13 protein-coding genes and 2 pseudogenes are annotated in these 16410 nt (G+C 70.4%); 5 read left to right on the plus strand and 10 right to left on the minus strand.

Features of this window, described 5'->3' with window-relative positions:
• Positions 1 to 278 precede the first annotated feature (278 nt).
• Together ABZ646_RS21110 and ABZ646_RS21115 are read left to right on the plus strand one after the other, a co-directional pair.
• The gene (locus tag ABZ646_RS21110; protein WP_360520880.1) at positions 279 to 1997 is read left to right on the plus strand and encodes a GAF domain-containing protein; all 1719 of its coding nucleotides are present in this window, start codon (positions 279 to 281) and stop codon (positions 1995 to 1997) included.
• Between the two features lie 165 nt (positions 1998 to 2162).
• On the plus strand, positions 2163 to 2765 hold the full coding sequence (locus ABZ646_RS21115; protein ID WP_360520883.1) for a hypothetical protein: 603 nt from the start codon (positions 2163 to 2165) through the stop codon (positions 2763 to 2765).
• Positions 2766 to 2940: 175 nt separating this feature from the next.
• On the opposite strand, the gene ABZ646_RS21120 is transcribed toward ABZ646_RS21115, so the two are convergent.
• The 4 genes from ABZ646_RS21120 to ABZ646_RS21135 form a co-directional block, all read right to left on the minus strand.
• Positions 2941 to 3639, minus strand: coding sequence for an SDR family oxidoreductase (locus tag ABZ646_RS21120; RefSeq protein ID WP_360520914.1), 699 nt, complete (start codon positions 3637 to 3639; stop codon positions 2941 to 2943).
• Positions 3640 to 3966: 327 nt separating this feature from the next.
• Positions 3967 to 4704 carry an NAD(P)-binding domain-containing protein gene (locus tag ABZ646_RS21125; protein WP_360520886.1) on the minus strand — a complete coding sequence of 246 codons (738 nt, stop codon included), beginning with the start codon at positions 4702 to 4704 and terminating at the stop codon, positions 3967 to 3969.
• Positions 4705 to 4846: 142 nt separating this feature from the next.
• Positions 4847 to 5440 (minus strand): helix-turn-helix domain-containing protein, encoded by a 594-nt coding sequence (locus ABZ646_RS21130; RefSeq protein ID WP_360520889.1) that lies wholly within the window; start codon positions 5438 to 5440, stop codon positions 4847 to 4849.
• Between the two features lie 206 nt (positions 5441 to 5646).
• Positions 5647 to 6291, minus strand: a complete 645-nt coding sequence (locus tag ABZ646_RS21135; protein WP_360520892.1) for a helix-turn-helix domain-containing protein — start codon at positions 6289 to 6291, stop codon at positions 5647 to 5649.
• A 143-nt stretch (positions 6292 to 6434) separates the two neighbouring features.
• Here ABZ646_RS21135 and ABZ646_RS21140 point away from each other — a divergent pair, with 143 nt between their 5' ends.
• Positions 6435 to 8774: an MMPL family transporter gene (locus ABZ646_RS21140; protein ID WP_360520895.1), complete on the plus strand. Its 2340-nt coding sequence runs from the start codon at positions 6435 to 6437 to the stop codon at positions 8772 to 8774.
• A 332-nt stretch (positions 8775 to 9106) separates the two neighbouring features.
• Here the strand turns inward: ABZ646_RS21140 and ABZ646_RS21145 are convergent.
• The 5 genes and pseudogenes from ABZ646_RS21145 to ABZ646_RS21165 form a co-directional block, all read right to left on the minus strand.
• Positions 9107 to 9984: pseudogene (locus tag ABZ646_RS21145) on the minus strand (alpha/beta hydrolase).
• A 44-nt stretch (positions 9985 to 10028) separates the two neighbouring features.
• Positions 10029 to 10726, minus strand: a pseudogene (locus ABZ646_RS21150) (SDR family oxidoreductase); the annotation flags it as partial.
• Between the two features lie 87 nt (positions 10727 to 10813).
• Positions 10814 to 11257, minus strand: coding sequence for a hypothetical protein (locus ABZ646_RS21155; protein ID WP_360520898.1), 444 nt, complete (start codon positions 11255 to 11257; stop codon positions 10814 to 10816).
• Positions 11258 to 11973: 716 nt separating this feature from the next.
• The gene (locus ABZ646_RS21160; RefSeq protein ID WP_360520900.1) at positions 11974 to 12423 is read right to left on the minus strand and encodes a DUF6114 domain-containing protein; all 450 of its coding nucleotides are present in this window, start codon (positions 12421 to 12423) and stop codon (positions 11974 to 11976) included.
• Positions 12424 to 12470: 47 nt separating this feature from the next.
• Positions 12471 to 13085, minus strand: a complete 615-nt coding sequence (locus ABZ646_RS21165) for a DUF6230 family protein (RefSeq protein ID WP_360520903.1) — start codon at positions 13083 to 13085, stop codon at positions 12471 to 12473.
• Positions 13086 to 13265: 180 nt separating this feature from the next.
• Between ABZ646_RS21165 and ABZ646_RS21170 the strand changes: the two genes are divergently transcribed.
• Positions 13266 to 13958 (plus strand): MerR family transcriptional regulator, encoded by a 693-nt coding sequence (locus ABZ646_RS21170; RefSeq protein ID WP_360520906.1) that lies wholly within the window; start codon positions 13266 to 13268, stop codon positions 13956 to 13958.
• 488 nt (positions 13959 to 14446) lie between these two features.
• On the opposite strand, the gene ABZ646_RS21175 is transcribed toward ABZ646_RS21170, so the two are convergent.
• Complete coding sequence (locus ABZ646_RS21175) at positions 14447 to 14635, minus strand: hypothetical protein (protein ID WP_360520909.1); 189 nt, start codon at positions 14633 to 14635, stop codon at positions 14447 to 14449.
• Between the two features lie 219 nt (positions 14636 to 14854).
• Between ABZ646_RS21175 and ABZ646_RS21180 the strand changes: the two genes are divergently transcribed.
• Complete coding sequence (locus ABZ646_RS21180; RefSeq protein WP_360520911.1) at positions 14855 to 16354, plus strand: MFS transporter; 1500 nt, start codon at positions 14855 to 14857, stop codon at positions 16352 to 16354.
• Positions 16355 to 16410: the final 56 nt, after the last annotated feature.

The following is a 16410-nucleotide window of genomic DNA, read 5'->3' on the forward strand; positions in this document are numbered from 1 at the left end:
GGGCGGTGGCGACGAGGACACCGTGCCAGGGGCGGGTCCGCGGGGTGGGGGTCATCGGGCTCCTCCGGTGGAAGGGGACGGATCACTTCATGTCGAACGCGGTCCCGCTCGTCCTGCGTCGTACACCCGACCGGCGGGCCCCGCGCGCTCGGGAGTCGGGCCGGTCCCCGGCGGACGGCCGGGCCCCCTGTTCGGCGTGCCGTCCTCGGCCGGGGAGGGATACCGTGGAGACGATCCGAGGAAGCCGGGCCCGTGCGCCGGGACCGAGGAGGAGCGCGGTGGACACTCCCGACGAGCTCCGCGTCCTGCTGCCGCAGCTGAAACTCGACGAGCTGCTGGACGAGCTGCAGGCCAGGCTGGACGCTGCCCGGGGCACCCGGGACCGCGTGCACAGCCTGCTGGAGGCGCTCCTTTCCGTCGGCCGCGAGCTGGACCTGGAACAGGCCCTGCGCTCCATCGTCAGGGCGGCCGCGACCCTGGTGGACGCCGAGTACGCGGCCCTCGGCGTCATCGGACCCGACGGCGGCACCCTGTCCGCGTTCCACACCGTCGGGGTCACCGACGAGCAGGTCGCCGAGATCGGGCCCCTGCCCGAGGGCCACGGCATCCTCGGCGAGCTGATCCGCGACCCGCGGCCCCTGCGTCTGGAGAAGCTCTCCCAGCACCCCGCCTCCTACGGCTTCCCGGATCGTCATCCGCCGATGAACAGCTTCCTGGGCGTACCGATCCGGGTCCGCGACCAGGTCTTCGGCAACCTCTACCTGACCGAGAAGCGCGGCGGGCTGCAGTTCGACGAGGAGGACGAGTCGGTGCTGTCCACGCTGGCCGTGGCGGCCGGCGTGGCGATCGACAACGCCCGTCTCTACGAGGACTCCCGGCTGCGGGAGCGGTGGCTGCGGGCGAACGCGGAGATCACCCACAGCCTGATGTCCGGGAGCGGTCGTGCCGAGGCCCTGCACCTGATCGCGGGACGCGCCAAGGAGATCTCCGGCTCCGCGCTGGCGGCGGTCGCCCTGCCCTGGGAGGACGGCGCGTCCCTGGGTGTCGAGATCGCCGTGGGAGTGGACGCGGACGCGCACCGGGGGCTGGTGCTGCCCCTGCGCGAGACCTTGATGGGCCTGGCGTTCTCCGCCGCCGCACCGGTCGCCAGTGACGACGTCACCCACGATGCCCGGGTCTCTCCCGAACCCCCGCGCTTCGAAGGGCTGGGCCCCGCCGTGGCCGTCCCCATCGGCACCGGCGAGGGCGGGATGCGGGGCGTGGTGCTGCTGGCCCGCGAAGCCGGGCGGCCGGTCTACACCCGCAAGGAGACCGAGATGCTGCTGGGCTTCGCCGCGCAGGCCGCGATCGCGATGGAGCTGGTCGAGCGACGACAGGACGCCCAGCGGATCGCGGTGCTCCAGGACCGCGACCGGATCGCCCGGGACCTGCACGACCTGGCCATCCAGCGGCTGTTCGCCACCGGGATGACCCTGCAGAGCGCCGGGCGCTTCATCGATCACCCGGAGGCGTCCGAGCGGGTGCTGCGGGCCGTCGACGACCTGGACGAGACCATCAAGATCATCAGGTCGACGATCTTCGGCCTCCGGGCCCATGACGACATCGGCGGCGGCGGGCTGCGCGGGCGAGCCGTCCAGACGGTCGGCCGGGCCGCACCGGTCCTGGGTTTCGCGCCCGGCGTGCGCATGGAGGGCCTGCTGGACACCGACGTGCCCCGCGAGATCGGCGACCACGTCCTGGCCGTGCTCTCCGAGGCGCTGACCAACATCGCCCGACATGCCCACGCCCACCGGGCCGGGGTCACGCTGACCACCGACGGCCGCGAGATACGTCTGACGGTCTGCGACGACGGGGTGGGCATCCCGTCCGGCGGCCGCCGCAGCGGGCTGCGGAACATGGCCGAGCGTGCGGAACAGCTCGGCGGGGGCCTGGAGACCGTGTGTGCCGACGGCGGTGGCACCACGCTGCAATGGCATGTCCCGCTGCCCGCGACGTAGCCGGCTCCGGTCGGCCGCGGGGCCTACCGGGGCAGCGGGCCGGGACCACTCGGCCCAAGACCCCACGGGTGCGGGGCGGGCAGCCTGGAGGTGCCCGGCGGGCGCCCCGCGCGATGGCGGCCCCCCCCGGCCGGGCGACGCGGGCTCTGAGAGGAGGCGGCGGCCATGACACGGACCCCTCCGGCGACCGTCACCCCGATACGGCTGTGGCACTGGCGGCGCAATCCGCTCCGCCGGCGCAGCGACGTGATCGAGGGCTGGATCATCGCCGTCGGCTGGATACTCGCCCTCGCCTGCGCGGTCCTCGCGGGTACGACGGCGGCGCAGATCAGCGACTCGGCCTCCGCGGCCCGGGCGTCCCAGGTCCACACCGCGACCGCCGTGGTCACCGACGGCGTCCCGGTGGTCCCGGCGGGCGACGGGAAGTACGGCGACTGGCAGGTACGGGCGGCCGTGCGCTGGACCGACCCGGACGGTGCCGTGCACACCGGACAGGCAGTCGTCCCCGCGGGTGCCTCGGCCGGAACCCACGTCCCGATCTGGGCGGACCGGGCCGGCCACGTGGTCGGCGCACCCGTCTCCGCGACGGCGGCGACCGTGCAGGCGGCCCTGACCGGCGTCCTCGTCGGCCCACTCGCCGGTGCCGCCGTCTGGGCCGCCGGCAAGGGCATCCGGGTGCGGCTCGTCCGCCGTCGGATGGCCGAATGGGACGAGGAGTGGAAGAGGACCGGACCGCGCTGGGGGAACCTGAGCGGAGGCAGGGGCTGAAGGCGGTGGCACCGGCCGTCCACCGGAACCGGGCGCCGCTCGCCGCCGTCGGCCGGGATCCGCGATCACGGCGCGACGGCGGGGCTCGCCGAACCCGATCCCGACACCCGAACCACGGCACGGTGCCGCCGGCAGTCCCTGCGTGCGACGGAGCGCGCCCTGGCAGGTGCGGGGGCTACTTCGCCAGCTGCGGGTACAGGCCCGCGAGGTCGCCCGCGAGGCCCGCCTTGACCTGCCGCGAGATGTCGTCGGCGAGCACCTCGTACGCTCCGCTCTCGACGCCGTCCAGGGCCAGTGCGGTGATGTCGCGGGGGTCGGACTTGGGTGCGTCGACGTCCGCCGTCAGGTCCGTGTCCACGTATCCGACGTGCAGGCCGGTCACGGCGATTCCGCGTGGCTGCAGCTCCAGGCGCAGGGAGTTGGTCTGCGACCACAGCGCGGCCTTGGACGCGCTGTAGGAACCGCCGAGGGCGATCCAGGAGAGCACGGAGTGCACATTGAGGAGGTGGCCGCCGCCGTTGCGCTCGATGACGGGCACGAAGGCCCGGGTGAGAAGCAGCGGGCCGTAGAAGTTGGTCTCGAACTCCCGGCGTACGTCGTCGACCGGGGAGGCGAGGAAGGACGCGCCGACCGAGGCTCCCGCGTTGTTGATCAGCACGGTGACGTCGCCCGCCTGTGCGGCGGCGGCCGCCACGGAGGCGGGGTCGGTGACCTCCAGCGCCACCGGGACGGCGTCGGGATGCGTGACACTGCGCGGGTCCCGGGCCGTGGCGTAGACCTTGCCGGCGCCGCGCGCGTACAGCTCCTCCACCAGAGCCTTAACCCGGATCGGACGAAATGAAAACCGATCGGTTTCAGTGCGTGCCGTGCGGATCGGGGCGATCTGGCCGACGAGGGCGTCGACGCCGTCGCGGGCGCCGGCCGCGAACCAGTCCGGCGTGTGGACGGCCATGTCGGTTGCGGTGTCGGCGACGATCGGGCGGGTAGTCGATGACGCCGTGCGCCAGGGCGTCCTGCAGACGCGCACGCGCCCGTACAGATCCACGGCCTCGCCCAACAAGCGCCGCCGGTCGAGGGCGGCCTGACGGGAGGAGGCGATGGCCGGCATGAAACCAGCGAACATCCTCACCTCGTCCGAGCCGCGGCCGGCCGCGCGGCCCTCCGGCCCCGCAGGAGCGTCGCCCTGTGGGTGGGGTGGATGTCAGCGGTGGGCGGCGCGGTTCATTTCGACGACGTCGTCCAGGGTGGGGTCGGCCGGGAGGGCGGCGAAACGCTCGAGCATGCTGTCGCGGACGGCGGCGTCCTTGACGCGGTGTGCCGCAGCCAGGGCGGTGGGGAGCTCATCGAGGGTCAGCTCGGTGCAGTAGGCGGGACCCATCGGCTGCTGGCGCCACGAGTCGGCCAGGGGGCCGGCGTCGTAGGGGTCGAAGCCGGTGTCGTCGACCAGGCTCATGGCCACCTTCTTCGCGTCCTCGGAGTCGCCGGCCACCGGGATGGCGATGCGGCCCGGAGTACCCGCCGGAACGCCCCTGGTCCGCTGGGTCTCGGCGAGGGCGGCGTTCCATGCCTTGACGACGGGCCGGCCGAGGAGATCGGAGGTGTGTACGCTCTCCACCTTGCCGTCGCCCTCCACCTCCTCGATCCGCCCGTTGAGGTGCGGGTAGTAGTTCGAGGTGTCGATGACCACGGTCTCTGCGGGGACGGTCGCGAACAGCTCCGCCAGCTGCCCGGCCACTCCGAAGGGGATCGCCAGAATGATCGCGTCCCGGCCCTGGACCGACTCGTCCAGGGCCACCGCGCGGGCGCCGGACTCCAGCACCTCGGCCGCGACCGCCTCGGGACCCCGGGCGTCCGCCACCTGGACCTCGTGACCGGCCAGGCTCAGCTTGCGGGCCAGATTTCCGCCGATGGCTCCAGCGCCGATAACAGTGATTTTCATGATTTGTCCCTTCGAAGGTTGCACCACTCCCAAGGGTGGCGCGATGAGATGACGGCGTGGCGGGACGGTCGGCCATGGCCGGATCCCGTGGGGTGCCGGAGCGGGAGGTACCTCGCCCCGGCCGTGAGTGAGTTGCCGACCGCTAGCCGCGGTCGTCCGGCTCGCGGTATCCGTCGGCGACGAGCGCCCGCAGCCGGGTCAGCGATTCCTCGGTGGCGCCGGTGCCCTTGATCCAGGCGATCGAGCAGGCCGCGAGGAACAGGTCGTAGCCCGTCGCCGAGGCGCGTACGTACCCGGTGCCCTGTGTGGCTCGCACGTACCCGTCGGTCGTGGCGATGAGCTCGTCACAGGGGACGGTGAGCGGGTTGTCCGGGTCCTGTGCCCGGGTCGCCGCCATGAGGGGTTCCGGCAGTCCGCTGTAGGCGCTGAGGTAGTCCTCCATGGCTCGCAGCCACTGCGTCAGTGCCGTGCCGGCGTCGTCGATGCGGGCGATGTCCTCGCGGCGGGCCACCAGTTCCGCGGTGCGGGACTGGAGTACGGCCGCCAGCAGGGCCTCGCGGGTGGGGAAGTGCCGGTACAGCGTCCCCGGCCCGACACCCGCCTCCTTGGCGACGGCTTCCAGCGACGTGCCGATTCCGTCCCGCAGGAAGTGGCGCTGGGCGGCCTCCAGGAGGGCCGCGCGGTTGCGCTGCACGTCGGCGCGGGGTTTGCGCTCCTGTTGTCCCCTGGCGTTCATGCATCCTCCTGTGCTTTTCCGGCTCGGCGGGCCGATCGAAAACGGAGGCCACCTCCGAACTGACCCCCACGGTAAACCGGAGGCGTCCTCCGGTCAAACTGTGCGTCCGTCGCACCCGCCCGTCGGTGGTCGGCCGGGCGCCGGCCGCTGTCGCCGACGTGCGCCGGGGTCCGCCGCTCCTCTTCAGGTCCCCGGCACGTGTGGAGTCATCGGCTGTGTGTGACGTGGCTGATGGCCGTGCGCAGGTCGCCTTCCGCCGTGTGCAGAGGGGGGAGTGGGGTCGCGTCGGCCGGCCTGAGCGCGTCGAAGAGCAGAGCCAGGAAACGTGCGCGGGTGGAGGGGGCGGTGCCGGGCAGTGCGAGGCCGGCGATTCCCATGACCAGGAACCGCGGAATGTCGTCCGCGGTCAGGTCGGCGCGGATCTCGCCCTGCTCCTGGGCGCGTTCGAGAAGGGGGTGCAGGGAGTCGCTGAGGCGTTCAAGGGCTTCGACGGCGACGTCGGCGAAGTTGCCGGCGAACGTGACCAGCCCCCGTTCTTCGGTGATCAGTTCGAGCAGCCGGGTGGCGATGTCCAGCAGGGAGCCGCGGGGACCGCGGGAGGTCGCGGCATCGGTGATCAGCGGCAGGAGGTCCGTCTCCAGGAGGTCGTCGAGGACGGCGCGGACTATCGCTTCCCGGTTGGGGAAGTGCCGGTAGAGCGTCGCGATGCCCACGCCTGCCTCGGCGGCGATCTGCTCCAGTGAGCCTTCGCCCGCGCCGAGCACCGTCCGTCCGGCGGCGACGATGCGCTCCGCGCTCGACCGGGCGTCGACCCTGCGGGCGCGGCCTGAGCGGGTCGGGGTGTTCGCCATATACGGCTCCTCTCGTGCTGGACCGCAGGGTATCCGACCTCGAGTCATTTGATAGTCGACTACCGAACTGATAGTACACTCCCGGTTCGATAGTTCCCTATCGATTCGACGGCGCCGCCTTGCGGCGGGATAAGGAGATCGGCGTGTCCGTGCTGCTGTACCGGCTGGGGCGTCTCGCCTACGGCCGACCCTGGTACGTCATCGCCGGCTGGCTGGCGGTCGTGTCCACGGTCGTGGCCCTGCTGGCGGTCAATCCGGTCAAGCTGAGCAACGAGGTGCGTATCGACGGCACCCCCGCCCAGGCGGTCATCGACGATCTGTCGAAGTCGCTGCCGGAGGCGTCCGGCGGACAGGGCATGCTGGCCTTTCACGTCCGTGCCGGCGGACGGATCGACGGCGGGCAGAGCCGCGCCGCTCTCCTCGCCGCGGTGAACGCGGTCTACCGTCATGACCACGTCGTCGACCCGCGCAAGGCTCTCGCCCATGAACTGGCCAAGGGCGCGAAGAGCCCACTGCTACGGGCTCAGACGGCGGTGGCCCGGGCCGCCGGGCAACCGGCCGGGGACCGACCGCCGGTCGCCTTGGAGGACGATGGCCGACCGGTGCCGGGCGTCATCGTCTCCGCCGACGGCTCCACCGCCCTGATGCAGTTCCAGTTCGACCAGCAGACCTACGAACTCCCCGCTGGGACGATCGAGAGCACCGTACGGGCCGCGCAGCGTCAGGCCGACCGCGCCCACCTCGATGTCCTGCCGTCGGCCTCGATGATGGAACTGCCCGAGATCCTGGGGGTCGGCGAAGTGGCCGGGGTCATTGTGGCCGCCGTCGTCCTGCTGGTCACCCTGGGCTCGCTCGTGGCGGCAGGCCTGCCTCTGATCATCGCGCTGATGGGCGTCACCGTGGGCGTGGGCGGCACCTTCACCCTCTCCAGCGTCTTCGAGATCCACTCCCTCACCGCGGTACTGGCCCTGATGCTCGGGCTCGCCGTCGGTATCGACTACGCCCTGTTCATCGTCACCCGGCAACGGCGTCTGATCCTCCACCAGGGACTGGACGCACACGAGGCGGCCGGCCGCGCCACCGGCACCGCCGGCAGCGCGGTCTTCTTCGCCGGCGCCACCGTCGTCATCGCCCTGGCCGGTCTCCTGGTGGTCGGCATCACCCTCCTCACCACCATGGCCCTCGCAGCAGCGGCCACCGTCGCCGTATCGGTCCTGCTCGCCCTGACCCTGCTGCCGGCACTGCTCGGCCTGGTCGGGGAGCGCATCTGTTCGGACACGGCCCGCCGCAGGCCACAGCAGCACACCTCCACCACGCACACGCGGGCCACCGCCTGGGGCTCACTCCTGGTGCGCCACAGGTACCCCGCTCTCGCGGCGGCGCTCCTGATACCGCTGGTTCTCGCCGTGCCCGCTCTGGATATGAAGATGGGCCTGCCGTCCGGCGCCAGCTACAACCCCGACACCGCACAACGGCAGAGTTACGACGTGGTCAGTGAAACCTTCGGCCCCGGATACAACGGCCCCCTCATGGTCGTCATCCACTCCGCCGGCGTCGGTCGGCCTCTCAGCTCCACTGCTCTCGCCACCGTCGCCTCCGACCTGAAGGGCACCAGGGGCGTCGTGTCGGTGTCCCTGGCCGGGATGAACAGCAGCGGCACCACGGCGGTGCTCGGCCTGGTGCCCGGAGCCGGCCCGAACGACGACGGCACCAAGGACCTTGTCACCGCCGTACGCGGCCGAAGCGCGCAGATCGGAGACCGCAACGGTGTCCGGATCGGCATCACCGGTTTCACCGCCCTGGCCATCGACGTGTCCGACCGCCTCGCCGACGTCCTGCCCCTCTACGTCATCACGGTCCTCGGGCTGTCCCTGATCGTGCTGCTCCTGGTCTTCCGCTCCGTCGTCGTCCCGATCATGGCCACGCTCGGCTTCCTGCTCAGCATCGCCGCCACCTTCGGTATCACCACGGCCGTCTTCCAGTGGGGCTGGCTGCAGGCACTCTTCGGACCTGACGCCAAGGCTCCCGTGGTGAGCCTGTTGCCCATCATCGTCACCGGCGTGCTCTACGGACTGGCCATGGACTACCAGATGTTCCTGGTCACCTCCATACGCGAGGCCCGCATGCACGGCGACACCCCGTCCCGGTCGACGGTTTCCGGCATCGCTCACGCCGGTGCCGTCGTGGTCGCCGCGGCCACGATCATGGTCTCCGTCTTCGCCGGGTTCATCTTCAATCCCCAGCCCATGATCAAGCAGGCCGGGCTGGCGCTGGCCGCGGGCATCCTCATCGACGCCTTCGTGGTCCGCATGGCGTTCATTCCGGCGACCATGGCGCTCGCGGGGGAGAAGGCCTGGTGGATCCCCAGGTGGCTGGACCGGCTCCTGCCCAACCTCGACGTCGAAGGCGACATGCTCGCGCAGAAGATCCCGCTGCCACGACCAGCCACCCTGCAGGAGGGGCATACGATCCAGAGCGTGTGAACTGCAGGAGCTGCGGTCGGACGCCATGAGATGGCCCTGAAGAAGCGCTACCCAAGCGGCGGCCCACCTCACCCCCGTCCGGCGTGGGGTCGGGCGCGGCCGCGAGAAACCGATCCACCTGGCGGCGCCCCCGCCGAGGAATCCGTCGGCACACCGGTGGAAACGCAGCTCCGCAGCACCGTGTCATCGCTCAGCTGGGCAGAAACGTCGACCTCTGTCTGGCTCTGCGCCATGCCCCGCTCCTCAGACGCCAAGAGGTCTTCGGTCGTCATCGTCGAGTCGGCTCCCCTCCGCACCGCCCGGGCTGGGGCGGTGCGGCACTCTCCCGGCGCTCACGCTGCCGCGTTCAGCAAGTCGGCCAGCACGTCGGGTCGTTCGAGGGCGATGAAGTGGCCGGCCCCGGGGACCTGCGTGAAGTCGGCGGTGGGCAGCAGCCTCTTGTTGGCATCACGGTCGGAGGGCCGGGACCAGTCCTTCTCGCCGTAGACGAGGTGGATGGGGGCCTTGACGTCGTGGTAGCGCGAGCGGGCCGCGATGAGACTGGGCAGGGCCTGGTACACAGCCCGGGCGACGGTCGGGTAGCCGGGGCGGCCGCCCACTTGGAGGAGCTCGTCCAGGTAGTCCTCTCGCAGCGCGCTTTTGTCGCCGAGGCCGCCCTGAAGGATCCTGGAGAGGGCGGGCTTGGGCTCCACCCCGGCGATCACCGGGCCCACTCCCGGGGCGAGGACACCGCTGACCACCACACGGGCGAGGAGGCTGGAGCGGGCGATGCCACCGCGGAAGTCATACGTGTTCACCGAGACGACGCGCCGTACCCGTTCCGGGAGGTCGGCCGCGGTGGTCAGGGCGAGCACCGCTCCCATGGATTCCCCGACCAATGTCACGTCGTGGAGGTCGAGTTCGGTGAGGAGTCTCTTGACGCCCGCGCGCATGGCCGGTTCGTCATAGGAAGCGCCGGGCACGATCTCGGAGTAGCCCATCCCCGGCAGGTCGAGGGCGTACACGGTGTAGCGGTCCGCGATCAGTGGGATGAGAAGGCGGAAGTGCTCGGCTTGGGTCCGGACGGTGTGCAGCAGGACGAGGGGGTTCCGGTGCCCGCTTTGAGGTAGCGCAGGGTGCCTTCGCGGCTGGCGCGTCCTGTGCGAGGGGCGATGGTGTGGGTGGTGGTTCCGGGGATGTGGATGGTGGGGTGGAGGTCGTGGGCGGGCATGTCGCCGACTCCTTGGGTGTGATGGGGTTACTTGGCGAGGGGGGATACTGTCCGGTCAGGCCGCCGGCGAGGCCTGCTTTGGCCTGGGGGAGATGTCGTCGGTGAGCACGTCGTACGCGCCCGTCTCGACCCCGTCGAGGGCGAGTTGGGCGACGTCACGAGGGTCGGACTTGGGGACGTCGACGCCTGTCGTCAGGTCGGTGTCGACGTAGCCGACGTGCAGTCCGGTGACGGTGATGCCGCGCGGCTCAAGTTCCAGGCGCAGGGAGTTGGTCTGTGACCACAGAGCGGCCCTGGAGGCGCTGTAGGAGCCGCCGAAGGCGATCCAGGAGAGCACGGAGTGGACGTTGAGGAGGTGGCCGCCGCTGTTGCGCTCGATGATGGGCACGAAGGCCCGGGCGACGAGGAGCGGGCCGTAGAAGCTGGTCTCGAGGAAGTTGCTCTCGAACTCGCGGCGTATGTCGCCGACGGGGGAGTCGAGGAAGGACGCGCCGACCGAGGCGCCGGCGCTGTTGATCAGTACCGTGACGTCCTGGGCCTGCGCGGCGGCTGCCGCGACGGCGACCGGGTCGGTGACTTCCAGGGGTCCCGGGACGGCGCCGGGGTGGGTGACGGTGCGCGGGTCGCGGGCGGTGGCATAGACCTTGCCGGCGCCGCGCGCGTACAGCTCCCCCACCAGGGCCTTGCCGATGCCCCGGCTGCCGCCGGTGACGAAGACGTTGGCGCCCTTCAATGCGGTCATGGTTGCCTTCACAACGCGGGAAACCGGCCAGTTTCCAGAAGGGTAAACCGACCGGTTTCCAGGCGCAAGCCCGTGAGGAGCCTTGGTTCATCGGGGCGTTCCGTACCCGTGGATTCCCGGGATGACGAGCTCTCCTCCCGTCTGCCCGGCCTGGTCGATGTCGGCGTCGTCCAAGCCGAGTCGGAGCCTGAGGCCTGCCTTCCCGACCGTGTCGTAGAGCCACTCCGGGACGGTGTCGGGCGTGAGATGGAGGCGGAGGACCGGGGGCAGGGGAATGCCTTCGACGCCGGAGAGGGTGCCCGTCAGACTCTCGACGTACATGGTGATGCGGCCGCCTCGCAGCGTGGACGTCGAGCCGGGCGCTCCGTCGATGTGCTGGATCTGCGGGCCGACGGGCACAGCCATCTTCAGGTCGCGGATCGTGACGGCCGCCGCGGAGAACTTGAGCACCCGCTTGGGCCCGGCAGCGGTGTCTACGGTCACCACGCCACCGAAGACGAGGTCACGCAGGTCGAGGCGGCTTCCCTTCATGTTCCATGACGGCGCGGCGAATCGACCCGCGCTCGTGTCCTCGGGGGCTTTGGCATCGCTGATGTCGCAGGTGCGGGAGGCCCCCGTGGTGGGTGCCGGTGGGCGCGACGGCTCAGCGGTCCTGTGGCCGGGGGCGGGTGAGGCGCGAGGTTCGGCCGGTGGCGCGTCGGATGCACCCGTCGGTGTCGGCGTAGGAGCGGCCAGGCTCGGTGCGGGGCTTGCATCGGGTGCCGGATTCTGCTGCTCGGTGATGCCGTGGAGGAGGGAACCGAGAATGTCCGCAACGCCGGTGGCGGCGGCAGCGGTCGGGCTCGGTGAGGCGGTCGGAACCGGGGCGGGGCTCGTTTCCTCGTCAGCCGCATGCTCCGACGGTTGGACCCGCGTGCCGTTCGTGGGGGCAGTGGGCGTGCTGGGAGCCGCGGAGGAAACGGGGGCCGCGGCCGGGGTCGCCGTGTCATCGGGGCGGGCACAGTCGACACCGCCGCCGGGCTCCTCTTCGGGAGCGGAATGAGCCGCGGTGGCGCTCGTGTCGACCGCGGGCGGACGCTGACCGGCCAGGACGAGAACCGTCGGCAGCGCGGTGAGTGCGAGAGCCTTCCCGAGCGGCAGGCGCAGTCGGGTCAGCGTGGACGTACGGGGGACGGCGTGGCGGCCTCTCGTCGGGCGGGCGTAGTGGGGTCCTACGGTCTCGCCGCGGAGATCGGGCGACTGATCGGTCATTCCCCGGCCCTCCCCGGCGGCTCCTCGGTGTCGTCGGTCGTGTTCACCGGGCCCCATGCCAGAGCCAGAAGCCCACCTGTGGCCGCGAACAGTGTGCCGACGAAGAATCCGCCGAAGTTCGAGATGGGCAGCGACAGCACACCGAGGAAGACGGCCACGCAGCCGGCGAAGAACCTGATGATCGGCTGGAACCACAGAAGTCCGCCGAGGACGATCAGGGTGAGGCCGATGACCAGGGACCCCGCCCCCGCGGTGGTGGACATCGCCACGGACAGGGCGCCCAAGGAGAGGTTGAAGTACGGGAAGTAGATGATCGGCGCGGCGGCCAGGAGTACCAGCAGGCCCGCCCAGAAGGGGCGGGTGCGCCGCCACGCCCTGAAAGCCCGGCGAGCGCGGGCGAAGCCGCTGTCATTGAGGGGGTGCGCGGGTGCGCCGACACTCGTCATGTGGAGGTTCCCGGATCGTCAGCGGGTGGGGAGGGCTGGGGCATGTGTCAGAAGCAGTCGTGGCGGCCGGCCGCGATGTTCATGTGCAGGCCCGACAGTTCGAATGTGCCCGCGGAACTGGCCCAGACCGTCTGGTGGGCATCGAGGATCTCGACCGAATCCGCCTGCTGGGCGTAACCGTTGGGATCCACGTGATCCTTCGGGTTGACCTGACCCTTGGTCATGGCGCCGACCGCGACGCCGATGTCCACGTTGTGGAAGGTGCCCTTCTTGGCCTGGAGGTCGGTCATGTCGATGTACAGGTCCTTGGCCTTGACCGGTGTACCCGATCCACCCGCATTGAGTGACATCGTGTAGGTCCCGAGCACGGGGATGTCCACCGGCACGGACTGGCACATGTCGACGATCGTCGCGTTCTTGATGGACGACACGGAGACGGGCACGTGCTTGCCGTTCTTGGCGACGTCCACCGTGGCGTAGTTGGCGAATCCCGTGCCGCTCAGCTTCCCGGCCGAGACCTTGAAGTCGGAACCGGAGATGCTGAACGAAGCGGCCAGCGCGCCCTGGGCCATGGAAACGGCGACAGCCGCTGTGGCGGCTACCGTCGGTACCGCACCAATGGCGAAGCGCTTCCAGTGGGTCCTGCCTATTCGCTGGGACATGCGTGGTCCTTCGTTGTCGAGGTGTGCGAGGTGACTCGAGGCCGGGTGCGCAAAAGAGGGCACACCGGAGAACTGCTCGGTAGCTCCGCTATCGAGTTCCTGATAGTCGCACTATCGAGATCGGAGGTGCAACCCCCGGTAAGCGCGATACTGGTAGGACAGTTGAGCGTGAGGGAGCGCATGAGGATTTCGGAGCTCAGCCGTCGGTCCGGGGTGCCGGTGGCGACCATCAAGTACTACCGGCGGGAGGGGCTGCTCCCCGAGGGGCGGGCGCTGAACCCGACCACGGTCGAGTACGACGAGGAGCACGTCCAGCGGCTGCGTCTGATCCGTTCTCTCATTCAGCTCGGTGGGCTGTCCGTCGCCCGCACCCGGGAGGTGCTCGAGGCCGTCGAGCAGCCGTTGGACGCGTTCGAGACCCTGGCGGTGATCCACCACGCCCTGCCCGTCCCTTCCGCGGAGACGAGCGGGAAGGGCGGTGAGGATCACGGGGGTGCCGCCGACGAGCCGGAGGCAGGCGGAGCCGTCGCGCGGGTCGAGGCTCTCATCGAGAACATGGGCTGGCGGATCTCCGACGCGTCACCGCACCGTCCGGCGCTCGCCGAGAGTCTCGCGGCGCTGAGCCGTCTCGGCACGGACTACACGGCCGATGACCTCATCCCCTACGCACGGCTCGCCACCTCGACCGCGGACCTGGATTTCGCTCAGCTCGAAGGGATCGCGGACCAGATCGCCCTCGCCGAGCGGGCGGTCGTCCTCAGCGTGCTGTTCGAGCCGGTCGTCAGGCTGCTGCGGCGCCTGGCCCAGGAGGACGCGAACCATCGTCGCCATGATCGCCGGACGTGCGGGCAGGGGGAGCAGTCGGCGGAGTGAGTTCCGGGCGGGTGCCGACGGGTCATCGGCACCCGATGCGCAGGGTTCGGCCCGCAGCGACGGGTACCGGCTTGTCGGCGTTGTCGTCGGCCGGTATGTCGGCAGCCTTGGTGCCGAACCGGTCGCGGAGAAGCGTGCCAGCGGGCCCGGCGCCGTCCTGTCGGCAGTGTCGTGACGGCCGTTCCCGGCAGGATGCGCACCATCGGCTCGTCCACAAGGACCACGAACAGCACGCAGACGCCGAAGGGCTTGATGGGGCGGCGCGTAGCTCATCCCGATCGCCGCGAGACGATGCCCTGCTCGTGCCGGATCCCCTCGTTCCCTGCCCGTGTCAGGGGTGTACGAGGACATACAGGCGTGAGCGGTCGTCCATCATTCGGTCGGTTGTCGAAGAGTCGCGGCAGCAGGGTGTGGAGCAGGCCGACGACGGCCAGGAAACCCGCCTAGGAGGCTACTGGCCGGCCACTTGTTACTCGGGTCGCCACTCGTCAACGGTGCTTCATCCAGGCGGCCGATGGGCCGCAGTTCCGTCGCCACGCCTCCCGTGCCGCCGCCAGGCTCGTCGTGCCGCTCCCTCGGTAGTCCATGGTGAATCCGGAGGCCAGTGCGAAGAACATGATCGGCATGTTGGGTGCCGGGCCGTGTGCGTCCAGGGTGTCGCCGTAGGCCGGCGACACCTGACCAAGTGCACGCGGGCGTCGCAGCCGTGCCCGTTGTCGAGCAAGTAGTTGCGTGTCGAGGCGATGCCACCGGCCTGCGCGGTCTTCGACTTTGACGGGCCGCTGCAGGCCGGAAGCGAGCCGTTCACTTGCACCGTGGAAACCGATCTGTTTTCCTAGGTGGAAACAGATCGGTTTCCCATCGATGTGAAGCCTTGGCCTGCGACTAAGGGAAAAATGACTACCTCCATCGATCGTGGGGCGTCCGCCTCCGAGAAAACAGACACGGGCCGCCGCGGCTCACACGCCACGCGCTGGTGGGTGCTGGTCGTGCTGGGCGTGGCGCAGCTCATGGTGACGCTCGATGCGACCGTCGTGAACATCGCGCTGCCCGAAGCGCAGCACGCCCTCGGTTTCAGTGACGGCAGCCGGCAGTGGGTCATCACGGGGTACGCCCTGGCGTTCGGAAGCCTGCTGCTGCTCGGGGGCCGCCTCGGTGACCTGTTCGGCCGGCGTACGACCTTCGTGACCGGGCTGGTCGGTTTCGCGGGTGCGTCCGTCGTCGGCGGCGCCGCCACCAGCTTCGACATACTCGTCGCGGCACGCGTGGCCCAGGGCCTCTTCGCCGCGCTGCTGGCGCCCGCGGCGCTCTCACTGCTCAGCGTGACCTTCACCGACCCGGCCGAGCGGCCGAAGGCGTTCGGCATCTTCAGTGCGTTGTCCGGTGCGGGTGCCGCGGTCGGACTCCTGCTCGGCGGCATGCTCACCGAATGGGCGTCGTGGCGTTGGGTGATGTACGTGAACGTCGTCTTCGCGAGCGTCGCGCTGGCCGGTGCACTGCTGTTGCTGGCCAAGCCCGCGGTCACCGAGCGACCCAAGATCGACATTCCTGGCACCGTCGTGGTGAGCGCCGCCCTGTTCGGCATCGTCTACGGTTTCGCGCACGTCGAATCCACCAGCTGGACCGACCCGGTCGCCCTCGGCTCCATGATCAGCGGTGTGGTGCTGCTCGCGGTGTTCGCCTGGCTGGAACTCAGGGTCGCGCATCCGCTGCTGCCGCTGCGAGTCGTGCTGGACCGGACCCGAGGTGGTTCGTTCCTGGCCGTGTTCGTCCTGGGCATGGGGATGTTCTCGATCTTCCTGTTCCTGACCTACTACCTGGAGGCCAGCATCGGCTACTCGCCTATCGAGGCCGGTCTGTCCTTCCTGCCGATGGTCGCGGGCATCGTCGCCGCGTCGACCACAGTGCCCTCGCTGCTGCTGCCCAAGGTCGGCCCGAAACTCGTGGTCAGCGCCGGCTTCCTGGTCTCCGCATCCGGTATGGCCCTGCTGACGCGGCTCACGCTGGACAGCGCCTACGTCGCCGACATCATGCCGGGCATGATCCTGCTGGGTCTCGGTATCGGTGGGGTGATGACCACCGCGTTCCAGGGTGCGACCGCAGGCGTGCACCACGAGGACGCGGGCGTCGCCTCGGCGCTGATCAACACCAGCCAGCAGGTGGGCGGCTCGATCAGCACGGCACTGCTGACCACCGTCGCCTCGTCGGCCGCGACCGACTACCTGTCCGCACACAAGCCCGGCGCACTGACCATGGCCCAGGCCGGGGTCGAGAGCTACACGGCCACCCTGGCGTGGGGCGCCGGGATCTTCGTGGTCGGCGCGGCGCTCACGGCGTTCCTGATGCCGAATGCAGCTCTGGCGCCGTCGGAGGGCGAGCCTGTGATCGCCCACTGAGCCTGAGCCCTCCGTGGTGAGAAATGCCCTGTGCTGATTGGTGCTCTCAAGGCGCC

This window comes from Streptomyces sp. NPDC007162, assembly GCF_040634175.1.
GTDB lineage: Bacteria > Actinomycetota > Actinomycetes > Streptomycetales > Streptomycetaceae > Streptomyces.